At 64.3% G+C, this 20,740-nt stretch carries 21 protein-coding genes and 1 pseudogene; 6 read left to right on the top strand and 16 right to left on the bottom strand.

What is annotated here, in order from left to right; translation table 11 throughout:
• Positions 1 to 133: 133 nt before the first annotated feature.
• The 5 genes and pseudogenes from BLS48_RS20965 to BLS48_RS20945 all read right to left on the bottom strand — a co-directional run bounded on the left by BLS48_RS20965 (position 134) and on the right by BLS48_RS20945 (position 6,500).
• Entirely contained in the window at positions 134 to 1,453 is a 1,320-nt protein-coding gene (locus BLS48_RS20965; RefSeq protein WP_091581461.1) for an HlyD family type I secretion periplasmic adaptor subunit, read from the bottom strand.
• A gap of 2 nt (positions 1,454 to 1,455) precedes the next feature.
• Positions 1,456 to 3,219 carry a type I secretion system permease/ATPase gene (locus BLS48_RS20960; protein ID WP_244529732.1) on the bottom strand — a complete coding sequence of 588 codons (1,764 nt, stop codon included), beginning with the start codon at positions 3,217 to 3,219 and terminating at the stop codon, positions 1,456 to 1,458.
• 33 nt (positions 3,220 to 3,252) lie between these two features.
• The gene (gene eglC / locus BLS48_RS20955) at positions 3,253 to 4,677 is read right to left on the bottom strand and encodes an endo-1,3-1,4-beta-glycanase EglC (RefSeq protein WP_091581456.1); all 1,425 of its coding nucleotides are present in this window, start codon (positions 4,675 to 4,677) and stop codon (positions 3,253 to 3,255) included.
• Positions 4,678 to 5,465: 788 nt separating this feature from the next.
• Positions 5,466 to 5,663 (bottom strand): annotated as a pseudogene (locus BLS48_RS20950) (ABC transporter permease subunit); the annotation flags it as partial.
• Between the two features lie 54 nt (positions 5,664 to 5,717).
• On the bottom strand, positions 5,718 to 6,500 hold the full coding sequence (locus BLS48_RS20945) for an SDR family oxidoreductase (protein WP_091581453.1): 783 nt from the start codon (positions 6,498 to 6,500) through the stop codon (positions 5,718 to 5,720).
• 278 nt (positions 6,501 to 6,778) lie between these two features.
• Here BLS48_RS20945 and BLS48_RS20940 point away from each other — a divergent pair, with 278 nt between their 5' ends.
• Positions 6,779 to 7,312 carry a sterol desaturase family protein gene (locus BLS48_RS20940; RefSeq protein ID WP_091581450.1) on the top strand — a complete coding sequence of 178 codons (534 nt, stop codon included), beginning with the start codon at positions 6,779 to 6,781 and terminating at the stop codon, positions 7,310 to 7,312.
• A gap of 53 nt (positions 7,313 to 7,365) precedes the next feature.
• Here BLS48_RS20940 and rsgA read toward each other — a convergent pair whose 3' ends face one another.
• The 3 genes from rsgA to BLS48_RS20920 form a co-directional block, all read right to left on the bottom strand.
• Positions 7,366 to 8,400, bottom strand: coding sequence for a ribosome small subunit-dependent GTPase A (rsgA, locus tag BLS48_RS20935; RefSeq protein ID WP_244529731.1), 1,035 nt, complete (start codon positions 8,398 to 8,400; stop codon positions 7,366 to 7,368).
• Positions 8,401 to 9,035: 635 nt separating this feature from the next.
• Positions 9,036 to 10,283, bottom strand: a complete 1,248-nt coding sequence (gene dinB, locus BLS48_RS20925) for a DNA polymerase IV (protein ID WP_091581656.1) — start codon at positions 10,281 to 10,283, stop codon at positions 9,036 to 9,038.
• 150 nt (positions 10,284 to 10,433) lie between these two features.
• A complete protein-coding gene (locus BLS48_RS20920) occupies positions 10,434 to 10,862 on the bottom strand; it encodes a winged helix-turn-helix transcriptional regulator (protein WP_091581444.1) in 429 nt (142 codons plus the stop codon).
• A gap of 156 nt (positions 10,863 to 11,018) precedes the next feature.
• On the opposite strand from BLS48_RS20920, the gene BLS48_RS20915 reads away from it, so the two are divergent.
• Positions 11,019 to 11,606, top strand: a complete 588-nt coding sequence (locus BLS48_RS20915) for a dihydrofolate reductase family protein (RefSeq protein ID WP_091581653.1) — start codon at positions 11,019 to 11,021, stop codon at positions 11,604 to 11,606.
• Positions 11,607 to 11,733: 127 nt separating this feature from the next.
• On the opposite strand, the gene BLS48_RS20910 is transcribed toward BLS48_RS20915, so the two are convergent.
• The 5 genes from BLS48_RS20910 to BLS48_RS20890 form a co-directional block, all read right to left on the bottom strand.
• A complete protein-coding gene (locus BLS48_RS20910; protein WP_091581441.1) occupies positions 11,734 to 12,477 on the bottom strand; it encodes a 2OG-Fe(II) oxygenase in 744 nt (247 codons plus the stop codon).
• Entirely contained in the window at positions 12,474 to 13,028 is a 555-nt protein-coding gene (locus BLS48_RS20905; protein WP_091581439.1) for a methylated-DNA--[protein]-cysteine S-methyltransferase, read from the bottom strand. Before BLS48_RS20905 ends, BLS48_RS20910 begins: the two co-directional genes overlap by 4 nt.
• A gap of 327 nt (positions 13,029 to 13,355) precedes the next feature.
• Positions 13,356 to 13,589, bottom strand: coding sequence for a hypothetical protein (locus BLS48_RS20900; protein WP_091581436.1), 234 nt, complete (start codon positions 13,587 to 13,589; stop codon positions 13,356 to 13,358).
• Between the two features lie 17 nt (positions 13,590 to 13,606).
• Positions 13,607 to 14,740: a bifunctional DNA-binding transcriptional regulator/O6-methylguanine-DNA methyltransferase Ada gene (gene ada / locus BLS48_RS20895; RefSeq protein WP_167365174.1), complete on the bottom strand. Its 1,134-nt coding sequence runs from the start codon at positions 14,738 to 14,740 to the stop codon at positions 13,607 to 13,609.
• 102 nt (positions 14,741 to 14,842) lie between these two features.
• Positions 14,843 to 15,535: a winged helix-turn-helix transcriptional regulator gene (locus BLS48_RS20890; RefSeq protein WP_091581431.1), complete on the bottom strand. Its 693-nt coding sequence runs from the start codon at positions 15,533 to 15,535 to the stop codon at positions 14,843 to 14,845.
• A 178-nt stretch (positions 15,536 to 15,713) separates the two neighbouring features.
• Between BLS48_RS20890 and BLS48_RS20885 the strand changes: the two genes are divergently transcribed.
• A complete protein-coding gene (locus BLS48_RS20885; RefSeq protein WP_091581428.1) occupies positions 15,714 to 16,040 on the top strand; it encodes a DUF1330 domain-containing protein in 327 nt (108 codons plus the stop codon).
• A 109-nt stretch (positions 16,041 to 16,149) separates the two neighbouring features.
• Positions 16,150 to 16,686 carry a hypothetical protein gene (locus BLS48_RS20880; protein WP_208604649.1) on the top strand — a complete coding sequence of 179 codons (537 nt, stop codon included), beginning with the start codon at positions 16,150 to 16,152 and terminating at the stop codon, positions 16,684 to 16,686.
• A gap of 68 nt (positions 16,687 to 16,754) precedes the next feature.
• Here BLS48_RS20880 and BLS48_RS36240 read toward each other — a convergent pair whose 3' ends face one another.
• Positions 16,755 to 17,012, bottom strand: a complete 258-nt coding sequence (locus BLS48_RS36240; RefSeq protein ID WP_244529730.1) for a phosphatase PAP2 family protein — start codon at positions 17,010 to 17,012, stop codon at positions 16,755 to 16,757.
• 67 nt (positions 17,013 to 17,079) lie between these two features.
• On the opposite strand from BLS48_RS36240, the gene BLS48_RS36235 reads away from it, so the two are divergent.
• Entirely contained in the window at positions 17,080 to 17,292 is a 213-nt protein-coding gene (locus tag BLS48_RS36235) for a hypothetical protein (protein WP_244529729.1), read from the top strand.
• A 313-nt stretch (positions 17,293 to 17,605) separates the two neighbouring features.
• Here the strand turns inward: BLS48_RS36235 and BLS48_RS20870 are convergent, their stop codons facing one another.
• On the bottom strand, positions 17,606 to 18,055 hold the full coding sequence (locus BLS48_RS20870) for an ester cyclase (RefSeq protein WP_091581423.1): 450 nt from the start codon (positions 18,053 to 18,055) through the stop codon (positions 17,606 to 17,608).
• Positions 18,056 to 18,339: 284 nt separating this feature from the next.
• On the opposite strand from BLS48_RS20870, the gene BLS48_RS20865 reads away from it, so the two are divergent.
• On the top strand, positions 18,340 to 20,511 hold the full coding sequence (locus tag BLS48_RS20865) for an EAL domain-containing protein (RefSeq protein ID WP_143019451.1): 2,172 nt from the start codon (positions 18,340 to 18,342) through the stop codon (positions 20,509 to 20,511).
• Here BLS48_RS20865 and BLS48_RS20860 read toward each other — a convergent pair.
• Positions 20,485 to 20,679, bottom strand: coding sequence for a hypothetical protein (locus BLS48_RS20860; protein ID WP_167365173.1), 195 nt, complete (start codon positions 20,677 to 20,679; stop codon positions 20,485 to 20,487). The genes BLS48_RS20865 and BLS48_RS20860 overlap by 27 nt on opposite strands.
• Positions 20,680 to 20,740 lie beyond the last annotated feature (61 nt).

Genomic DNA, 20,740 nt, shown 5'->3' with positions numbered 1-20,740 from the left:
TGGGCCGAGTGCAGGCCGTCAGCTTTGGGCCGCGAATCTTCAGGAGCGGATCTTCAAATTGGCGTGGGCATTGTCGCGGCCTGATCCCTGGCGATATTGACGGCGTGCCGACGGACACCGCGGTTCGCAACATCTACCGCTCTGTGAAAGCGCGAGCGAAGGAATCGAGCATCGGCCGTGCGAGATACTCGAAGAAAGTTCGGTCATCGGTGCTGATGAACGCCTCGACCGGCATTCCAGGGTAAAGCTGCTCCGCTTTCACGCCGGGCGGCAGGTCGGGGGCAATCTTCAGCTTGGCGCGGAAATAGGGTTCATGCGTGGCCTCGTCGATCAGCCGGTCCGCGGAAACCTGTGTCACCGTGGCTGAAATCTCAGGCGTGAGCCGCATGTTCAACGCGGACAATCGCAGTTTTGCCGGCTGGCCGACACGAACCTGATCGATGTCCCTCGTCCGCAGCCGTGCATCGACGATCAGGCCCGATGCCGTGGGCAGGATCTCCATGATCTTCTGTCCGGGGGCAATCACGCTTCCCTTGGAATTGTAGGTCGACGACACCACGATGCCCGCGGCCGGCGCCTTGATCGTTGTCCGCCTCAGCACCGCCTCGGCTGCACGAATCTGTTCCTCTATGTCGGCCAGGTTGGTGCGGACGTCGTCCAGCTTGGTCAGCGCTTCCTCCACGCGTTGCGTGGTCGCACGCTCGATCTGCGCCTGCGCTTCGACGATCTGGGTGGCGGTCGCCGCAACATCCGCCTCCAGCGCGCCGGCCTGCCCGACCAGATCGGCCTCGCTGCGCAAAAGCTGCGAATATTCGCTGCGATTGGTGAGGCCCTTGTCCAACAGGCTGGTCTTGATGCCGAGCTCTTTCTTCACGATTTCGGCCTGTTGCTGGATGGCGAGTTTCTGGGCCTGCAATCCCACGACCGACTGGCGATGCATGGCAACCCGTTGCGTCAGGATCGATTGTTCCGATCGAAAGCGGGCGAGCCTGGCGTCGAATTCCTTCTGCTGTTCTCGAACCAGAGTCTCGAAATCGTGCTGGAACGGTGCTGGCGCGGTCCCCGTGACTGGCGCAAGCCGGTCCAATCCGTCGCGTTCCGCCTCGAGCCGCGAGGCGCTCGCCCTGAGCGCGATCGACTGTCTCGTCAGCCGGTTGAACTCGGCCTGCGCGGCTGTTCGATCGAGCAGGATCAGATCCTGGGCTTTTTGCACGCGATCCCCTTCATGGACCAGCAACTCCTGGATGATGCCGCCTTCGGGATGCTGGATGAGAATGTTTCCGCCCGCCGCCGAGATCGTGCCTTGCGTGATCACCGCTCCGGACAGGGGCACGCTGACGGCCCAATAGCCGAAACACCCCGCCAGCAGTGCTATTGCGGCGTAGCCAGTGAAGGCCACCCGTCGGATGTCGGTGCGTGGTCTGCCTTCCCAGGCTAGGCTCTGCACTGCCATCTTCACGATCCAAAGCGGACGTTATGCGAGGTGCCGCGGATCGTCGTGGCGAACGATCCTGTCACCACCGTGTTGCGCTGTGGAGGAAGGCCCTTGCCGGCGGTCGACTGCCGCAACACGTCGCCGCCTGGACCGAAGGCTTCGACCACTCCGCCGCGCAGAAGCATCACGCGGTCGCAGGCCGCGGCGATCGAAGGGCGGTGCGTTATCACGATTGTCGTGACGCCCGCCGCCTTGGCGGCGGAAAGCACCGCTTCGAGCGCCGTTTCGCCGCTGCCGTCGAGATGGGTACTGGGCTCGTCCAGAACGAGAATGCGCGGATTACCGTAGAAGGCGCGCGCCAGCCCGATCCGCTGGCGCTCGCCACCCGACAGCGTCGTGCCGGATGGACCGATGGTGGCCTGGTAGCCGTCGCGCTGCGCCAGGATCAGCTCGTGCGCCTCGGCGCGCCTGGCGGCTTCGACGATCGCGGGGTCATCGGCATCCGGGTCGAAGCGGGCGACGTTCTGCGCGATCGATCCGGGAAAAAGCTCCACTTCCTGCGCGAGGTAGCCGATGTGCTTTCCGAGCTGGTTTTCGTCCCAGGTCCTGAGGTCGGCGCCGTCGATCCTGACCGAGCCGCCGGTCGGCTGGAGCGCGCCGACAAGCAATTTCGCCAGCGTGGATTTGCCGGCGCCGCTCGGGCCGATAATTGCCACCGCCTCGCCGGCGCCGATCACAAAGTTCAGCCGCTTGAGGATGGGTTCCGTGCCGAAGGAGGCATTCGGCGCGATGAAGAAAAGGTCCTGCGCGGCGATCGCGCCGGAGGGGTCCGGCAATGTCAGCTTCCGCGCATCCGCCGGACGGGCCGCAAGCGCGGTGGCCAGCCGCTTCCACGAACGCCTGGCGTCGACGATCTGCCGCCAGGATCCGATCAGCTGGTCGAGTGGCTGCAGCGCGCGCGACGACACCAGCGAGGACGCGAAGATCATGCCGGCTGTCATCTGCCCCTGCAGCACCAGCCATGCCCCGGCGCCCAGTATTGCCAGTTGCAGCATCATGCGCAGCGCCCGCGACGCCGCGCTGAAGATGGCGTTGGCGCTCGATGAACGGTCATGCAGGGTGAGCGCTTCCGCGACGTGCCCGCCCCATACCTCGGCGGCGGCTCGCACCATGCCCATGGCGCGCAGCGTTTCGGCATTGCGGGCAAAGGCCTGCTCGGCCTGGCTGGCGGCGGCCGAGCGTTCCGCCGACAGGGCATCGTTCCTGCCAATGGCAAGCTGATTGGCCACGACCAGAAGAAACAAAAGCACCGCGCCGGCAAGCGTCAGCCAGAACAGCACCGGATGGATGAGATAGAGCAGGGCGAGAAAGACAGGAGCAAAGGGCAGGTCGAACAGTACCGCCACGCCGCGCGACCTGATGAAGGCGCAGACCGAGGCAAGGTCGCGCAGCGGCGACAGGCCGCCGCCGGCATGTTTGGCGCCAAGCGAGGCGGCGAATGTCGCCGCGCCCAGTTTCTGATCGACCGTGGCGGCGACGCGCTGCGTGTAAATGGCGCGGACCGCGTCCAGCAAGCCGAGGAAAGCGAGCGCGACAACCGCCATCGCCGACAGATAAAGCAGCGTCTCGACGCTGGAGGATGGCAGCACGCGATCATACACCTGCAGCAGATAGAGCGGGATCACCAGCAGCAGGATGTTGATCAGCAGCGAGAAGACGCCGATATCGGCAATGGCGCGCATGAACACCGACCGCAGGCCCTGCTGCCTCGTCGCATCGCTCAACGGCGCATGATCCCGCAACATCGCACTGGTCGCCTAGACCGTGTGCTCGCCTGTTATGCTCAGATGACTCTGCTGCACATCATCCAGCGTATAGGCGCGGATATAGTCGATCTTCATTTGCGCCGGCGTCGCCAGATGGTCGGGAGGCGCGCCGGCCAAACCGCCGACCGCGAGATCGACCAGCATATACATCGGGGTATGCATGTCCGACGGCGTCGCGACTTCAGCGACCTTGACGCCATCGTAGGTCCAGATCAGCTGGTCCGGCGTCCACAGCAGGCCATAGGTGTGGAAGCCGTCGGTGTTCGAAACATTCACCGAGGACGAAATCTTGGTGTGCTGTCCCGTCTCGTTCGTGTGCGCCGTCATGACAAGTGTGTTCGGGTCCTGGCCGCGCATTTCGAGCACGTCAAGTTCCGGCGGCCACGAGCCGTCTTCCGGCAGCAGCCAGAAGGCCGGCCATGCTCCGGCCGTTTCGGGCAGGTCGGCGCGCATTTCGAAATAGCCATAGGTCTGCGAGAAGGTGTCGTGGGTCGTCAGGATCCCCGAGGTGTATTCGTAGTTGTTGATCAGAGGCTTGATGTCTTCCGGGGCCTGCGCCGCGGTGATGGTGAGAACGCCGTTTGCCACGCTGAACGGATGGACCGAGCTCGTCGGGCCGTAACTGGCGTCGATGTACCATTGCAGCTCGCCGTTCTGGGTCAGCGTGCTGCCGTTCGGAGCGCCCCACCAGAAGTTGGAATCCCAGGTGCCGCTCTGGCCGTTCCAGAGGCTCAGCGTGTTGAAGTAGTCGGCGAAGGACACCGTCATGCCTGATTTGTCGATCGGCAGTTCGAACTGGGCGGGCTGAAACTTGTCGATCGTGGTGTTGTTGAACACCAGCATCTCGCTGGAGCCGAGGTTGAGCTGCACATTCGCCCCCGCCTGGACCATGTTGGCCTGTACGGCCTCGAACGAGGTGAGGGCGTAGCCATTGAGACGCACGGTGTCCGTCGCGCCGAAATCGAAGATCAGGTCGCTTCCGTTGCCCTTCGAGACGATGAAGACGTCGGCGCCGTCGCCGCCGATCAGGACATCATTGCCCTTGCCGCCATCCAGCGTCTGATGGCCGGACCCGCCCTTGATGATGTTGTCCAAAGCGTTTCCGAACGCATAGCGATTGTCACCGGTAACGACGAGGTTCTCGAAATTGGCGGGCAGCTTGTAGCTCATCCAGGTGTCGATCGTGTCGACACCCGCCCCAGGATCCTCGACCGCCCTGTTGATCGTGGAATAGAGATGATAGTAGTCGTCGCCCGCACCACCATACATCGTGACATTGACACTGCTGTCTCCCCAGAAGGAGTCGTTGCCGGGCGTGCCGTACAGTTCCGGTCCGGACCCGGTCGCCGAGAACCAATGGGTGGAAGCACCGGTGTAGGGAAGAGGGATGCCTTTGGCGTTCATGACGGTGCTCATCAGAATTCCTTCCTCGTGGTGCCTGGCCGCTCAGATCATTCGATAAGAGTCCCGGCGACCGCTTTCCCGGGCAACGTTGCGACGAACAATATCGTTCCAGGGAATCGTCACCCAATCCACCATAACATCGACCATTCGGAAGACATACCCTGAATAAGTGGCAAAGATTCCGCTCCGGGGATGATAGTAAGACATGATGACCAGAAAAAAATTGATTAAAATTTTGTATATGTGCCAAAATTATAGGCATATTTGCTTTAGTGATTCCGATTAATATTAGTTTATGCTAACGCTTTGAGGCGCGCGAATCTGAGGACAGGGGCTGCGGGGTGCAACTAGACCAGGCGAGTCGCGAGCCGTCCTTCCTGCGGCCATTCCGGAGCGAACGGCAGTTTGCAGGCGCATTGCCGCCCGTGGGCCGATAGCGGCCCGGCAGCTTCTAGGCACCTCAATGCGTAAGCGGACAGCAAGAAATGACCAATTGCGCGCAACGCGCCAACGCACCCCGATCCCGCTGCGTCAATGCATCAATCAAAGATCGCGCGGGCTTCCGTGAACGCCTGTATGCCAGGTATCTGCTTGGGTAACTTTATATCTCCTCGCTCCGCCGCCGAAGCCGGCTGGCCTGTCCCGGCAGCCGGAGTGGGGCGTCCATCTGACCGTGTGCGTTACTCTAGAGAGTCGTTGTCATTGGAGGGCCGCCCAGCGATCGGCGTCGGCCCGCGTCTGGTTAGGAGAGTAAGCCCTGAGGAAGGCTAAATCTATGGGAGGAAACGCGACGTCCGACGGCCGATATAGAGCAGGCCGGTGATGCCGGCGAGCACGCTGGAGATGATGTAGAGCGCTGATATCACTTGCCAGTAGCGCACGCCGGACAGGCGCGTTGCGCGTTCATTGTCGCCGACGGCGTGGAGCAGGCGGCCGAAGCCGGTGCGGTTCAAGGTGAAGACGGTGAGGGCCGCCAGCGGCACGAACAGCAGCGACGGGAGGCCGGCCACGCAAGGCCGGTCCGAGTGTTTCCGGCGATGCGGAAGCCGCGCTCACCGGTTCGCCCCGATCACCGACTGCTCCTGGTCGATCACCGCGCCGGTCATCGGCCCGGCTGCATCGGACAGCAGGAAGACGGCGAGGTTGGCGATATCGTCTGGGATCAGCAGCCTGCCAAAAGGCTGCGCGGCGTTTGCCGCATCGAGCCAGCCGGGACCGTTGCCCAGCGTCTCGGCCTGCATGACGCGTTCGGCCGGGGTGTCGGTCCAGCCGACATTGATGCCGTTGACGCGGATGCGGTCGAAGCGGTGGGCGTTGGCGGCATTCTTGGTCAGCGTGGCGAGCGCGCCCTTGGTGGCGGAATAGACGGCGAGCTCGGGCGAGCCGCAATGGGCGTTGATCGACAGGATGTTGACGATGGAACCGCCCTGGCCGCGCTTCTTCATGTCGGCAATTGCCGCCTGCATGAGGAAAAACGGCGCGCGTGCGTTGACGGCGAACAGCGACGCCCAGTCGTCGAGGCTGGCATCGAGGAAGGACGCGCGATCGGTCAGGCCGGCGGCGTTGACCAGAGCGTCGATACGGCCGAAGCGGTTGATGCAGGCTTGCGCCAGCAGGGCGGGAGCATCCGGATCGGACAGGTCGGCGGCGACGAAGACGGCCGGCGTGCCCAGTTGCGAAAGCCCGGCCGCCACGGCGTCGCCGCGCGTCTTCTCGCGGCCGGTGACCAACAAGCCAGCGGCGCCGGAACGCGCCAGCGTCTCGGCGGTGGCGCGGCCGATGCCTTGCGTCGCGCCGGTGACCAGCACCACCTTGCCGTCGAGCCTGGCCTCCATTCCTCCTCCGGAACAAAGCTTCTATTTTCTTGAAAGATTGAACAGCAATTCCCGATAGTCAATTGTGCCACGCGGGCGGGGCGTGGGCGCCGGCGCGGTTTGCCGGATAACATTACGATCCAGCAGCGCCGACTGTCCCCGCAAATCCTTTGGCGTGGGCTTGCGCCGGGTGACTGCGATGCTATGTCAGGTGCACCTGCATTGCTCCTCAGCCGCCGGGCTGGCAATCTGATGCCATCTTCTGTTGGCGGCACCGAAAGCTAGGTGAGGCGTCTCGGATGCAACTCGGTCTTATTGGCTACTACAGCGACTTCGTGGTCTATCCGCTGGTGATCGCCGTGCTGGCGGTGGCCGGCCTGATCGAGGCCGGCGAAGAGAGTGCGCCAGGCTGGATGGGCACGGTCCTCGCCTGTCTTGGCCTGTGGACGTTGATCGAATACCTGCTGCACAGGTTCGTCCTTCATCACATTCCCTACATCAGCGACTTGCATGACCGCCACCATGTCGAGGAGCGCAGTTCGGTGGGGACGCCGACCTGGCTCAGCCTCGGGGTGCATGCGCTGGTGGCGTTTTTGCCGGTATGGATGGTGTCGGGTTTCGCTACCGCGAGCGCGGCCAGTTGCGGGCTGATGCTGGGCTACCTCTGGTACATCAGCATCCACCACATGATCCATCACTGGCATCCCAACCATCCGAGCTATCTCTACACGCTCAAGCGCCGCCACGCGGTGCACCACCATGTCGACGAAACGGCCAATTTCGGCGTGACGTCAGCCTTGTGGGATCGGGTTTTCGGCACGGCGCGACTTTGAGGGCAGTAGGCAGTAGGCAGTAGGCAGTAGGCAGTAGGCAGTAGGACGGTCGTTCAGCGCCTCTTTCCGCGCACGGCGGGAGACTTGCCGCCACGCGGCCCACTCTGGACCGGCGTGTTGTGCTGGTTTTCGTCAGACAGTTTTCGCCAGCGCGCAAGGCGCTCGGGATCGAGCGTACCAGCCTTAAGGGCAGCCTGCACCGCGCAGCCCGGTTCATGGACGTGCGTGCAGTCGCGGAACTTGCACAGCGGGGCAAGCTCGGTGATTTCGGCGAACAGCGTGTCGATGCCGGAGGCGACATCGCTGACATGCAGCGTGCGCATTCCCGGCGTGTCGATCACCCAGCCGCCACCGGCAATGGCGTGCAGCGATCGCGCCGTGGTGGTGTGGCGTCCCTTGGCGTCATGTTCGCGGATGCCCGCGGTCTGTTGCGGCAGTTGCTGCGCCGATCCTGCCAGCGTGTTTACCAGCGTCGATTTGCCGACGCCGGAGGAACCGACCAGCGCGACCGTCTGTCCCGGGCCGCACCAGGCGGCCAGCGCGGCCGCGGCATCCGATGTGCGCGGATTCAGCGTCACGACGGGCAATCCGCGCTGCAGCGCGCTCGCCTGCTTGTGGTACGCCTCGGAGTCTTCAGCGGTATCGGCCTTGGTCAGCAGGATCACCGGGGTCGTTCCAGCCTCGTTGGCCAGCGCCAGATAGCGTTCGAGCCGGGCGATGTTGAAATCGGCGTTGCAGGAGGTGACGATGAACAGCGTGTCGACATTGGCCGCGGCAAGCTGCGGCACCCTGCCGCCCTGGGTGCGGCGCTCCAGCACCGTCTTGCGGGTCAGGCGGCGCCGCAGCAGGTGGCTATGCGGCTCAACCAGCACCCAGTCGCCGACGGCATAGTCGCCGGTGTTGGCTTGCGGCGGCAGTGTCAGGTCCGTTTGCCCGGTCTGAGACAGGCCGCTCAGGCGGTCACGATGCACCATGGCAATGCGTGTCGGGACGAGGTTCGCCTCATCCGGATCGAGCTGATCGCCGAAAAAATCCGACCATCCAAGGCTTGCAAGCGACAGTGACGGGGTGTCGGGAGAAGGCTTCACGGCTTTGACCAAGGGTAGGGCGTCGCAGACATCGGACAGTATCCCCGGCGAAATGAGAGAGGGCGCGGACCTCTCGGGACAGGCGATCCGCCCGAGAGGCTGTATGGGCGGCATGACGGGATTTGGCAAGCATTGCTGGCGAGAAGGGTCGGCTCGGATGCACTCCACTATTCAACCGGCGGCGAAGTGCTTTGCCGCCGCTTTACTGACGGATGGATGAATGACGGAGCCGCTATACATATATTAAACATGATACGGGTTCGTCGTTGTCAAGAATGTCACCCGGCCGTATCCGTTGAGAACAATGCGCAACGTATATCTTTTCCTTGCCGCCAGTCTCGGGTGCCTTCTCCTCGCGGCCGCTTCTCTCGGGGCGCCGGAAGCCGTGGTCGGAACTTTGTTTCCGAATGTGAGGGCGATCAAAGTGGCACAATGCTCACGCCTCATTCAAAGCTACCACGAAGACGACAAGGCAATGCCGGAACGCGGCACTCCTGAACGCACCCGCTACGTTGACTGCTATTATCTGATATGCGGAATCAGACTGGAGGGGTGAGCGCGCCAGGTAACCTCCTACGGAGGGGTGTTGCCTGCTCGATGGTTCGTCGATCGGCGGGATTGGCGCGCTCCTCCGCTCACAGTTCCTTCTCCGCCAGTTCCCTGAATTCGTCGGGCACCGAGCGCGCTGCCTCCAGCGCCACGGTGCCGTAGCCGACCGCCTGTTTGCCGAAGCGCTCGCGGATCTTGTCGATGGCGCGGTCGGCGCCGAAGCGCGCCAGGCCCTTGCGCGTACCGGGCCGGCGCTTCTCGTCGGCGAGGCCGAGCGGCAGTTCGAGCTGCAGCTCGGCGCTTTCCTCGAGATGCGACACCGAGATCGCCAGCAGCGAGATCGTTTTCTCCTGGCGGTGGTCGGCGAGCACACCGCGCACCAGATCGCCGGCGATCTCGGCCAGCATCGTTGTTGCCGAGATCGGCTGGTCGAGCGTGATCGAGCGGGTAACGGCGCTGAGATCGGCGAAGCGTACGCGCACGGTCACCGTGCGGCCCGGCCGCGCCTTGGCGCGCAGCCGGCTGGCGACGCGATCGGCCAGATGCAGCAGAGTGGGCACGTAGACGTCGGCGACGGCCGGTTTGCGGCCGAGCGCCGACTGGGCGCCCGCGGAGCGCGCCCGGCGCTTCGTCTCCAGCTTTCGCGGGTCGCGGTTCCACGACAGCGCGGCGAGCTTTTCGCCGACGGCCGGACCGAGCAGCCGGGTCAGCGCGCCGCTGTGCGTCCGGGCCAGCTGGCCGATGGTCTCGACGCCGATGTCGGCCAGCCGTGCCTTGGTCGCCGGGCCGACGCCCCACATCAGCCCGACCGGCAGATCGTGCAGGAAGGCGATCTCGGTGCCGGGCTCGACGACGACCAGCCCATCCGGCTTGGCCACTTGCGAGGCGATCTTGGCCAGATGCTTGGTGCGCGCCACGCCAATCGATATCGGCAGGCCGAGCTCGGCGCGGACGCGGCGGCGGACAGTCGTGGCGATCTCCTGCGGTGAGCCGAACAGATGCGTGCAGCCGGCGACATCGGCAAAGGCCTCGTCGATGGAGATGCGCTCGACCACGGGCGTGAAATCGTCGAGCACCTTGATCGCCGCGTCGCCGAGCCGCTGGTAGTCGCCGAAATGACCGCCGACGAAGATCAGTTGCGGGCAGAGCTCGCGGGCCTTGCGCCCCGGCATGCCGCCGCGCACGCCGAAGGCGCGCGCCTCGTACGAGGCCGCGAGCACGACGCCGCCACCCACCGCGATCGGTTCGCCGCGCAGCGACGGATCGAGCAACTGCTCGACCGAGGCATAGAAGGCGTCGAGATCGGCATGCAGGATGGTGGCTGTCGTTTCCATCCCGACCATTCGCTCGCGGCGTACCGGCCGCATATCCGGAGTTGCTTATGAATTCGAACAAATAGAGAACAAAGATAGCTCGATGTCAAGCAGATGAGACCAGTGTGGCCGGCTCGGCGCCTCATTTCCTCCGCGAGGGGAGGCGCAGCCTCAGCCTGTCGCCTGGCCGATATGCTCGGTCCGCAACGCCATCTTCATGCGATCGAGCGCTGCCTCGCCACCCGCCGCCATGTCGTCGGCGATCCGCGAGAGCTTGTCGTCGGCCCTGCGGTGCTTGCTACCCCAGGCGCCGAGCGTCGCCAGCACGGGCAGGAGGTCGATGCCGGCCTCGGTCAGCCGGTAGACCGTCTTCAGCCCATGTGTCGGATCGTCGCTTCTGGTGAGGATGCCTTCGTCCTGAAGCGTCTGCAGCCGCTCGGCCAGCGTGCGCGACGAGATGCCCTCGTCGGACTGCAGGAATTCGCGAAAATGCTTTTTCCCGGCGAAGACCAGGTCGCGGATGATGAGCAGCGTCCAGCGGTCGCCGAGCAGTTCGAGCGACAGGTTGATCGGGCAGCCGGACTTTCCCCTGGTCGACATCGCTATACTTCCATTTGTAAATCACTTTACTATTGACACCATTCTCGGCATGGGTCAACGGTTCCAAATGTAAACCATTTGCGCTGGCATGACGGTTCGCCGGGCGCGGGATTTCGGCAGCGCCGCTCGATCCCAAACCGAACGAGGAGAATGACGATGAGAAAGCTCATCCTTCAGATGCAGATGTCGGTCGACGGCTTTGTCGGCGCCTTCGAGAACCATCACTGGCAGCTGTGGGAATGGGGCGACGACAGCGCCTGGGATGACGAGCTGAAAAAGGACTTCAACGCCATCTTCGCCGGCATCGACACCATCCTGCTGAGCCGCAAGATGGTCGAGGAGGGCTATCTGATCCATTGGGGCAACGCGGCAAGGAATTATCCGCGAGACCCCTTCTATGCCTTTGCGCAACGTGTCGTCGATGTCGACAAGGTGGTGCTGAGCGACAGGCTCAAAACCTCGCGGTGGGAACGCACCACGGTCGCCAGCGGCGGCCTGCCGCGCGAGGTCAACGCGCTGAAGAAGGCCGGGGGCGGCGATATCGCGGTGTTCGGCGGGGCAGGGTTTGCGTCGGCGCTGATCGCGGCCGGGCTGGTGGACGAGTTCCAGCTGTTCATCAACCCGGCGGTGCTGGGCGAGGGGCGCCGGATCTTCGACCTGGGCGGTTTCCAGAGGCTGCGCCTGCTCGGGTCGAGGGCCTATGCCTGCGGCATGGTGGTCAACCGCTACGCGGCGGCCGGCTGATGCGGAGTGCCGCGCGGAGGCATCGAATCGGCGGAAAATAGCGTTTGGGTGGAATCGCTTGCCCGCTTTCCTTCGTTTTCAAGATGCGGTCGCCGTAAGGGCGGCCGCATCGGATCGCGGAGGTCACTTACCTCGCATCGTGAAAGATGATGCCCACGGTGTGGCGCATGCCTGAGCGCAGCCGGCTGACGCCGTGGCGCAAATTGACACGGTAATTGCCTTTCGTTCCCTGCACCGGCCGGTTGTGGACGGCGAAGGCAACGGCATCGCCCTGGCGCAGCGGCACCACTTCGACCCGGCTCTGCATGCGCGGCCGCTGCTCGGTCAGCGCGAATTCGCCGCCGGTGAAATCCTTGCCCGGCTCGGAGAGCAGGATCGCCACCTGCAGCGGGAAGGCGAGGTCGCCATAAAGGTCCTGGTGCAGGCAGTTGAAGTCGCCGGGGACATATTGCAGCAGCAGCGGCGTCGGCCGCGTCTGGCCGGCGGTGTGGCATTGTTCGAGAAACTCGGCATGCGCCGCGGGGTAGCGCATGGCGAGGCCCATGCGTTCGTTCCACCGGTTGGCGACCTCGGCCAGCCTGGGATAGAGCGCGCTGCGCAGGCCGCCGAGCAAGTCAGGCAAGGGATAGCGGAAATAGCGGTACTCGCCCTGGCCGAAGCCGTGCCTGGCCATATGGATGTGGCTGCGGAAATGTTCTTCCTCGCGATAGAGGCCGGCGATCCGACGGCATTCCTGCGGTGAGAGCAGCTTTTCCATCACCGCGCAGCCGAAGCCGTCGAGTTCGGCGGTCAATGCCGGCCAGTCGTAGCCGGCGACGCGTGTTTCCGCTGCCTCGACCACGGATGCGGCAACCTTGGCGTGGGCGTTCATAGTGCGGCCTCCTTGTCGAGCAAAGCGCGCTTGCGTTCGACACCCCAGCGGTAGCCGGCCAGCGTGCCGTCGGTGCGCAGGACACGGTGGCACGGAATGCCAAGCGCGATCGCGTTGGCGGCGCAAGCCGTCGCCACGGCGCGGGCGCTGTTCGGCTGGCCGAGACGCCGGGCAAGTGCCGTGTAGGTGATGGTGGTGCCGCACGGGATGGCGCGCAGCACGTCCCACACACGCTGCTGGAACGGCGTGCCGTGGCGCATGTCGAGAGGCAGGTCGAGACCGACGCCGGGCGTTTCGATGAAGCGGGCTATTGCCGCGAGATCCTCGCTCAAGGTTGCCTCGTCCTCGACCAGCATCCTGCCGGGGAAGTGGTTGGCGAGGTCTTGCTCCAGCGTGTCGGCGTCGGAGCCGATCAGGATGGCGCAGACGCCGATATGGCTGCGTGCCGCCAGCACTTTTCCGATCTCGGATTCGCCGATGGCATAGGTGATGGTGTCGATGGCGATAGCGTTGGAGGCCGCCGCCGTCCCATTGGTTTGCATGAGGTTCATTGCCTTCACTCCTTTGTCTGTGCCTGAACCCTAGCCAGGTGCCGGCCGGCCCTCACTCCGGTGCTTGCTTTCAAATTCAAATCTCAGGATCTAAGGCTGAACGGCAATGTAGGCGCTCTACGGCGCCCCCTCTGTCCTGCCGGACATCTCCCCCACAAGGAGGGAGATTGGCCGTCACCACGGCGTTCGCCAATCTTCGACGTTGCAAGACGAGAGCCGGCGCCCGAACTGTCGATCTCCCCCCGCGTGGGGGAGATGTCCGGCAGGACAGAGGGGGGGCGCCGTAGAGCGCCGATTTTGAACCGCTCGCACGTCGCCCAAGGTGGTTCACGCGACACGAATGACGGAGACCTCGCCGACCAGGAACACTTCGCCGGTCAACAGCCGCAGCTCGATCTCGCCGGTCGCGGTGCGGTTCCACTCGGCTTTGCCGTCATCGACAAGCTCGCCGATGCTGGCCATCACCAGTGACTTCGCGTCGGGGGCGCGCCGGCTGCCGGCGGCTCGGGTCTGGCCGGTCGCATCGGTGCTGCTCTCGGGAGACCTTGCCATCGCGCGCATTGCCGCCAGGTCCTCCTTCAGGCCCGTGAGGAGCGGTATGCGTCGGCGGGTGCCTTCACCGCCCCGCCGGGCGCGGCCTCGCGGTCGAGCAGCGCGCGCTTGCGCTCCGCTCCCCAGGCGTAGCCCGACAGCGCGCCGTCCTTGCGGATCACCCGGTGGCAGGGAATGGCCACGGCAAGGTTGTTGGCGGCGCAAGCGGCGGCGATGGCGCGTGTCGCCCTTGGCGATCCGATGCGCTGCGCGATCTCGGCATAGGAGACTGTCCGGCCGGCCGGGATATCCTGCAAGGCTTGCCAGACACGCTCCTGGAACGCGGTGCCGCGCACGTCGAACGGCAGGTCGAGACCGAGCGCCGGCGCCTCGACGAAACCGACGACGCGAGCGACCAGCGCTTCGTAGTCGCGGTCGCCGCCGATCAGACGCGCCTTGGGGAAACGGTCCTGCAGGTCGCGCACCAGCGCGTCGGGATCGTCGCCGAGCAGAATCGAGGCGACGCCCTTCTGGCTCGACGCGACCAGGATGGCGCCAAGCGAGGATTCACCGACGGCGAAGCGGATCTCCTCGTTGGCGCCGCCGGCGCGATAGCGTGTCGGCGTCATGCCGAGCATGCCGGTCGATTTCTCGTAAAAACGCCCGCTCGAATTGAAGCCGGCATCGTAGATCGCCGTCGTCACGCTGGCGCCGTCTTGCAGGCCTTGGCGGACCCGGGCGGCGCGATGGGCGGCGGCATAGTCCTTCGGCGTCAGCCCGGTGACGGCTTTGAAGATGCGATGGAAATAGCCGGCGCTGCGGCCGGCGGCGGCCGCCAGTTCGCCAAGCGATGGTTCTTCCTCGCTCTGTTCGATGAAGCGGCAGGCATCGGCGACCATCGCGGCGTTGCCGGCCTCGAGCGAAGGGCCATCCGGATTGCAGCGCCGGCACGGGCGAAAGCCGGTCGCCCTGGCCTGATCCAGCGTGTCGTGCAGATGCACGTTCCTGGGGTTGGCCTGCCGCGACGGGCAGGATGGCCGGCAATAGATGCCGGTCGTCGCCACCGAATACCAGAATTCTCCGTCGGCCGACTTGTCGCGCGCGACGATGCGCGCCCAGCGCGAATCGTCGGCAACCGGCAGCGGTGTGGATTTCAGATCTCTGGCCAGGGTGATGAACATGGCCGTATTGAAGCCGCCAGAAGCCGGCCTCGCCACCCGTTTCCTGACAAGTGTCAGGATTGGGCAAGCTTCCGCCCGCCTATCCTCAAGCCCTCGGCTCTCCTACGCCGCGCGCTTGGGCTCGATCGCGAAGGGGCTGAGGCCGAGCCAGGTCTGCATCTTCTTGCCGATAGCTTGGTCGCCGGTCAGGGAGACCTTCGCCCCGGCCTTCTCGACCGTAAGCAACCCCATCCAGATCGCCGTCATCGTGTGCAGGTCGGTCGAGACGTAGAGGTCGACATCGAAGCCCGGATCGTACCAGCACAGATCGACCTCGCCGTGCTTTTCGACGATCAGCCACCACGACCGTTTGGACGCCGGTAGATCCTGATACAGAAATTGTATCACCGTGCGCCCCTCGGGCAGCGGCGAGGGGTTCAAGTTGCGCCGCATGTCCCACATAAGCAGCGACGGATCGAGGTTCTTGAGCGACAGCCGGGACTCGACCCATTTCTGCCCCCAGAAGCCCATCGCCTCGACGACCGGGCGCAAATCCCGGCCGGCCTCGGTCAGCCGATACTCGGAAATGCCTTTCTCGCCCGGCACTTCCTTGCGCTCGATGATCCCCGCCAGTTCGAGCTCCTTCAGCCGTTGCGACAGAAGGGTCGGCGACATTTTGGGCACGCCGCGGCGCAGGTCGTTGAAGCGGGTCGAACCCGCCACCAGCTCGCGCAGCAGGACCATCGTCCAGCGTGTGCACAGCACCTCGGCGGCCATCGATAGCGGGCAGAACTGTTTGTATCCGTGCTGGGCCATGCTTTGTATTCCCTCCCTCGAAGCTGGGCCGAACATTAGCCCTTCATGATTGAGGCGGCGAGTACAGAAACTGTACCAGCCCAGTACAGTTCGCGGACTGGTTGGCGCGGGCCCTGCCATGCGAGCCCTTTGGCCGGTGCACGGGATCCCCCTGTGCGCCGCAACCAGGAGACTACCCATGACCACTTACGTTATCGCAGACATCAAGGTGAAGGATCCCAAGTGGATGCCGTCCTATGCCGCCTCGGTGCACGACCTCGTCCACAAGCACGGCGGCAAATATCTGTCGCGCAGCGGCAATGTGAAGACGCTTGAAGGCAAGCCGCTCGACACCACGCTGATCGCCCTGATGGCATTCCCGTCGGAAGCGGCGGCGCGCGCCTTCACCAACGATCCTGCCTATGCGCCTTTCGTTTCGGCCCGTCAGGATGGTAGCGACAGCCGTTTCCAGATGATCGACAACACCGATCTGGCCGGAACGATCCCGTATCTGCCGAAGGGATGATCGGCAGTCGTCGCATCGGGATATCCAAGCAACAACAGCCACGGCGCTTGCCTGCCGGGCCTCCGTATTTTCGGCGGCCGGCCCGCTGTGCTTTTTCAAGAAGAATGGAATGAACATGATAACAAACTCTCGCAGCAGACTTCTCATGGCGGGGGCCATGCTGGCGGTCTGCACCACCTTCGCTCAGGCGCATCAGGAAGCAATTGCGCCCGCGGCCGGCGCCAGTCCGCTGGCCGACAAGGTGCGTGCCGCCAACAGCCGGTTTGTCGACGTCAAGGCCGCGACGGCTGAGGGCTATGCGCCCATTCCCTGCGCCAGCGGCATCACCGGCGGCGCCATGGGCATCCATTACGTCAACGGCCAGTATCTGAAGGATGACAAGATCGACATCGCCCGTCCCGAAGCGGTGATGTACGAGCCGATGGCCGACGGCACGCTGCAGCTGGTGGCGGTCGAATACATCACCTCGAAGGGGCCGGCGTCGCTGGAGGGGCAGCTGTTCAACTTCAACAGCGCGCCCAACCGTTACGGCCTGGGTGAATTCTACGAACTGCATGTCTGGGCCTGGAAGGGCAACCCGACCGGTACTTTCGCCGACATGAACCCAAAAGTGTCGTGCGAGCACACGATGGCGCCGAGCCAGTAGCCGGCAAGGCCAGGCGGCCAATGCCGTCTGGCCACTCTTCCACAGCCAACGGCGTCAGCTGAGCTCGCTCACCGCGGCGCCGGGGTCGGAAGCGCCAATCTCGCGTCGGCGGCGCCCCGGCTCGCTTGCGGCAGAACGAAACGCCCGGTCAGGTACCAGAGCAACGACACGACAGAAATCGAGAGGTAGCCATCCACGGCATAGTGCCAGCCGGCGTAAACCGAGCCGAACAGGATGAGCGCCGCGAAGGACCAGCCGGCCATGGCCCATCGGCGCCCGAAACCGGTCAGGAACAATGCGTTGAGCGTGACGAAGGCGACATGCATGCTCGGCACAGGACGATGACCGGTGCGGCGCCCAGCCAACGCTGCGAGAGCGTGTCGAGCATGAACCTTGTCGGAGCATCCCGGGCAATATCAGCGCCGCCACGCCAAGGCCAGCCGCCAGCAGCAAGAAGAAGACGAACGGCTCGGCATAGGACTGCGCCAGATGCAGGTAGCGATGTGGCTGCAGACAAAGAGCGGCCACGGCATAGGTCAGACACAGAGCAACCAGCAGCCAACCGCCACTGGTTGCCGCAACGTCAAGATCAAGAATGGAGGCTGAGCGGCCATTGCCACCCCGCTGCTCGCCATGCGCACTCATCGAAGGACATCCCGCCAGCTGTCCAGAAGACTGTTATGGGTATTTCACAGGCAATGTATTACCATCTGGTTACACTTGAAGTTTTGTTAAATTTCTAATATTTTTAGTCGATAATATTTTGTTTGACACCAACGAACCGTTGATGAAGAGGTTGCGTGGCAACGCAACAGCAACATTCGTGGCCGCCGCGATTTTCAACTGTAGAGCGGCCTTGTCATCGGGCTTCGACCGCGATTGAAAGTGGGCCATCGCCTGGACGGCGATGGCCCCGCAATCACGCGGCCTTGATCAGGCCGAGCTGGGTGAGGGCGGCAACGCCGTCGTCGAGGCCGATCTCCTCGACGATCCGGCCGTCGACAAGCTTCAGCACGGTGGTGCCGGTGAAGCGCATGGTGCGGCCGGTGGCGGCGGGCAGCGAGCCGACGAGGAAATCGCTGAACGCCGGGCCGGTATGCGTGCCGCCACCTTCCCACTGGCCGACGACATGGTCGCCCTCGGCGATGAGGTCGGCGGTGGCCCAGAAGTTGAGGTCCGGGAAGGCGGCGCGAAAGTCGGTCATGAAGGCCTTGATGTCGTCGCGGCCACGGCGCGGCTCATGCAGCGAGTATTTCAGCAGCATGTCGGGCGCGGCGATGTCGTCGACCACCGACAGGTCGCAGGTTTCACCCCAGAAGTCGGTGAACCATCTGACGACGACGGCCTTGTTGTCTTCTTGTTTGGTCATTGGGAGGTCCTCTTTTTGCTGTCAGGGATCGCCGGCTGGCCGGCGACCTCGGGATCACCGGCTGGCCGGAGACCCCGGGATCACCGGATTTTCCGATGACCCGGGGCAAGCAGTAGGACGATCCGGCGGCCGCAAAACTCCGGTTCTTGCCGGCCAATCGAAAGGCGAACGGTGAGGGCTGGTAGGGAGGCGGCGGCGGGTCTGCCGTCCGCCTCCGACCAAGTAACGCTTTCTTCTCTGGTTTGCTGCAGATTGCCGCGTGGTGGAGGTAAGCGAAACAGAAGATGACGGGTCAGGACAAGAAAAGTCGCAATGGGGCCTTCTGGGCGAAGGCGCTGGAACGCGCCCATCTCGGCGTCTGGGATTGGGATCTTCGGACCGGCGACTGCTTCTATTCCGCGACCTGGGCGCGGATGCTGGGCTATGATGAAACCGAACTTGCCAACACCAGCGACCTGTGGCTGCAACTGACCCATCCCGATGATCGCGAGCGGGCGCTGGCCAGCGGCGACCGCCACATCGCCGGACAGACCGACGCCATCGAGACCGAACTGCGGCTGCGGCACAAAGCCGGTCACTGGGTGTGGGTGCTCGATCGCGGTGGCATCGTCGAGCGCGACGCGTCCGGAAAACCCGTCAGGCTGATGGGCGTGCAGACCGACATCTCCAAGCAGAAAGCCGCCGAAGCCGAGCTCGAGCAGGTCAATGTGCGCTTCCGCCTGGCGCTCGCCGCCAGCGGCACCGGCATCTGGCATCACGACCTAGACACCAATAAAAGCTACTGGGACCAGCGCACGCGCGACATCTTCGGGCTGGTCTCCGATACCGACGAGGTGACCGACGACCTCTGGCATACGTTCCTGCATCCCGAGGACAAGGCGGTGACCGAGCAGGCGCATCTGGCACCGATCGGCACGCAGGACGTCGTCGCCGTGCAATACCGCATCATCAAGCGCGACGGTGAGATCCGCCATGTCGAATCGCTGGTGCGGTTCATCGCCGACACACAGTCGGCGGGCCAGATCCTCGGCACGGTGCGCGACATCACCGAGGAAAAACTGCGCGAGATGGAACTTGCCTATGCGGCCCGTCATGATGCACTGACCGGCCTGTGGAACCGCTCCGCCTTCGATCGGCTGCTCGCCGACCATATCGCGGCGGGCGCACCGCTGGCGGTGTTCTATGTCGATCTCGACTACTTCAAGGCGCTCAACGACTTTGCCGGCCATGCCGCTGGCGACCAGGCCTTGAAGAGCGTCGCCGCCGGCATCCGCGCCTGCCTGCCGCGGACGGCGCACGCGGCACGGCTGGGCGGCGACGAATTCGCGCTGCTGGTGCCGCATTGCGATGCCTCGCAGGCCGAGCGGATCGCAACCGCCGTGCTCGGCGCGGTGCGTGAGGCCGACCTCGGCACGGCCGCGTCGGCGCGCAAGCTGGCGGCCTCGATCGGCATCGCCTTCATCGACGACGCCACCACCACGGTCGCTGACGCACTGGCTTGCGCCGACGACGCCTGCTATGCGGCGAAGGCTGCCGGGCGCAATCGTTTCGCGGTGTTCTCCGCGACGGTGGAATCGGGGTCCGGCGGCCTCAACGCGGCGCGGGTCGCCGCCGACACGGTCGACGCCATGGAAGACGGACGGCTGAAACTGTTCGGCCAGGAAATCCATCTGCTCGGCAAGCCCTGGCAAGAGAGCCGCCATGTCGAAGTGCTGGCCAGGCTCGTCGGGCGCAACGGGCGGCTGGTGCCACCAGGCGAGTTCATTCCAGTTGCCGAGCGGTTCGGCATCGCCTCCAGGCTCGATCGCTGGATCATCCGCACCGTTCTGTCGCGGCATGGCGCGGCCCTGCGCTCGGGTGCGCTGACGCTCGGCTTCAACCTGTCGGCGCAGACGCTGAGCGATCCACAACTCTGGGAGTTCGTCGACAGCGTCATCGACGAGACCGGCGCCCCGCATTCGGCCATCGGCTTCGAGATCACCGAGACCGCCGCCGTCACCAATTTCGACGCCGCCGAGCAGTTCGTGCGCAAGGCGCGCGAGCGCCGCTGCCGGGTCAGCCTCGACGATTTCGGCGCCGGCATGAGTTCGTTCGAATATCTCCGGCGCTTCCCTGTCGACACGATCAAGATCGATGGCTCCTTCATCCAGCACATCACGGAAAGTCGCTTCGACCGTGAGATCGTGCTGGCCATCACCAGCATCGCCCGCAGCCTCGGCTGCAATGTGGTGGGCGAGAAGATCGAACGGCACGACACACTGACGATGCTCAGCGACATGGGCGTCGCCTTCGGCCAGGGATTTTTTCTGCACCGGCCGGAGCCGCTGGAGCAAATTGTCGCGCGCGCGACCGGGGTGCGACGGCGCGCAAGGCCTCGTGATCCGTGGCGTGTCGAGGTTCAGGTGAGGCCGGCCTCACCTGAACACGTTTCAGCCGGCTTGCCGCGCCGGCGATAGCGGAAACTCCAGCACACCAGCCTTGGGTCGCATGTGCTGGGCTTCCGTCACCGTTTCGATCAACAGATCGAGGGTGTCACATGCCGCGCGGCTCGTTTCGTCGTCGCCACGCAGATAGTAGTAGGCTCGTTCGAGGTGGACACGGGCTGCCGAAAAATCGCTGTTCAAGGGTCCCTCCATGATCCCGCCCTAATATAGGTTGCCGGACGGGGCGGAACGCGAGGTAAAT

It is taken from the genome of Mesorhizobium qingshengii, assembly GCF_900103325.1.
Classification (GTDB): domain Bacteria; phylum Pseudomonadota; class Alphaproteobacteria; order Rhizobiales; family Rhizobiaceae; genus Mesorhizobium; species Mesorhizobium qingshengii.
This window is presented reverse-complemented; position numbering and strand designations above follow the sequence as displayed.

What these genes read in the sequence shown, in the direction of transcription:
- BLS48_RS20885 (WP_091581428.1), top strand. Translation starts at nt 15,714, where the DNA reads ATGACCACTTACGTTATCGCAGACATCAAGGTGAAGGATCCCAAGTGG.
- BLS48_RS20900 (WP_091581436.1), bottom strand. Translation starts at nt 13,589, where the DNA reads ATGCGCGCGATGGCAAGGTCTCCCGAGAGCAGCACCGATGCGACCGGC.
- BLS48_RS20870 (WP_091581423.1), bottom strand. Translation starts at nt 18,055, where the DNA reads ATGACCAAACAAGAAGACAACAAGGCCGTCGTCGTCAGATGGTTCACC.
- BLS48_RS20945 (WP_091581453.1), bottom strand. Translation starts at nt 6,500, where the DNA reads ATGGAGGCCAGGCTCGACGGCAAGGTGGTGCTGGTCACCGGCGCGACG.
- BLS48_RS20865 (WP_143019451.1), top strand. Translation starts at nt 18,340, where the DNA reads ATGACGGGTCAGGACAAGAAAAGTCGCAATGGGGCCTTCTGGGCGAAG.
- dinB (WP_091581656.1), bottom strand. Translation starts at nt 10,283, where the DNA reads ATGGAAACGACAGCCACCATCCTGCATGCCGATCTCGACGCCTTCTAT.
- BLS48_RS36240 (WP_244529730.1), bottom strand. Translation starts at nt 17,012, where the DNA reads ATGCATGTCGCCTTCGTCACGCTCAACGCATTGTTCCTGACCGGTTTC.
- BLS48_RS20890 (WP_091581431.1), bottom strand. Translation starts at nt 15,535, where the DNA reads ATGGCCCAGCACGGATACAAACAGTTCTGCCCGCTATCGATGGCCGCC.
- BLS48_RS20920 (WP_091581444.1), bottom strand. Translation starts at nt 10,862, where the DNA reads ATGTCGACCAGGGGAAAGTCCGGCTGCCCGATCAACCTGTCGCTCGAA.
- BLS48_RS20910 (WP_091581441.1), bottom strand. Translation starts at nt 12,477, where the DNA reads ATGAACGCCCACGCCAAGGTTGCCGCATCCGTGGTCGAGGCAGCGGAA.
- eglC (WP_091581456.1), bottom strand. Translation starts at nt 4,677, where the DNA reads ATGAGCACCGTCATGAACGCCAAAGGCATCCCTCTTCCCTACACCGGT.
- BLS48_RS20880 (WP_208604649.1), top strand. Translation starts at nt 16,150, where the DNA reads ATGAACATGATAACAAACTCTCGCAGCAGACTTCTCATGGCGGGGGCC.
- ada (WP_167365174.1), bottom strand. Translation starts at nt 14,740, where the DNA reads ATGTTCATCACCCTGGCCAGAGATCTGAAATCCACACCGCTGCCGGTT.
- BLS48_RS20965 (WP_091581461.1), bottom strand. Translation starts at nt 1,453, where the DNA reads ATGGCAGTGCAGAGCCTAGCCTGGGAAGGCAGACCACGCACCGACATC.
- BLS48_RS20915 (WP_091581653.1), top strand. Translation starts at nt 11,019, where the DNA reads ATGAGAAAGCTCATCCTTCAGATGCAGATGTCGGTCGACGGCTTTGTC.
- BLS48_RS20905 (WP_091581439.1), bottom strand. Translation starts at nt 13,028, where the DNA reads ATGAACCTCATGCAAACCAATGGGACGGCGGCGGCCTCCAACGCTATC.
- BLS48_RS20940 (WP_091581450.1), top strand. Translation starts at nt 6,779, where the DNA reads ATGCAACTCGGTCTTATTGGCTACTACAGCGACTTCGTGGTCTATCCG.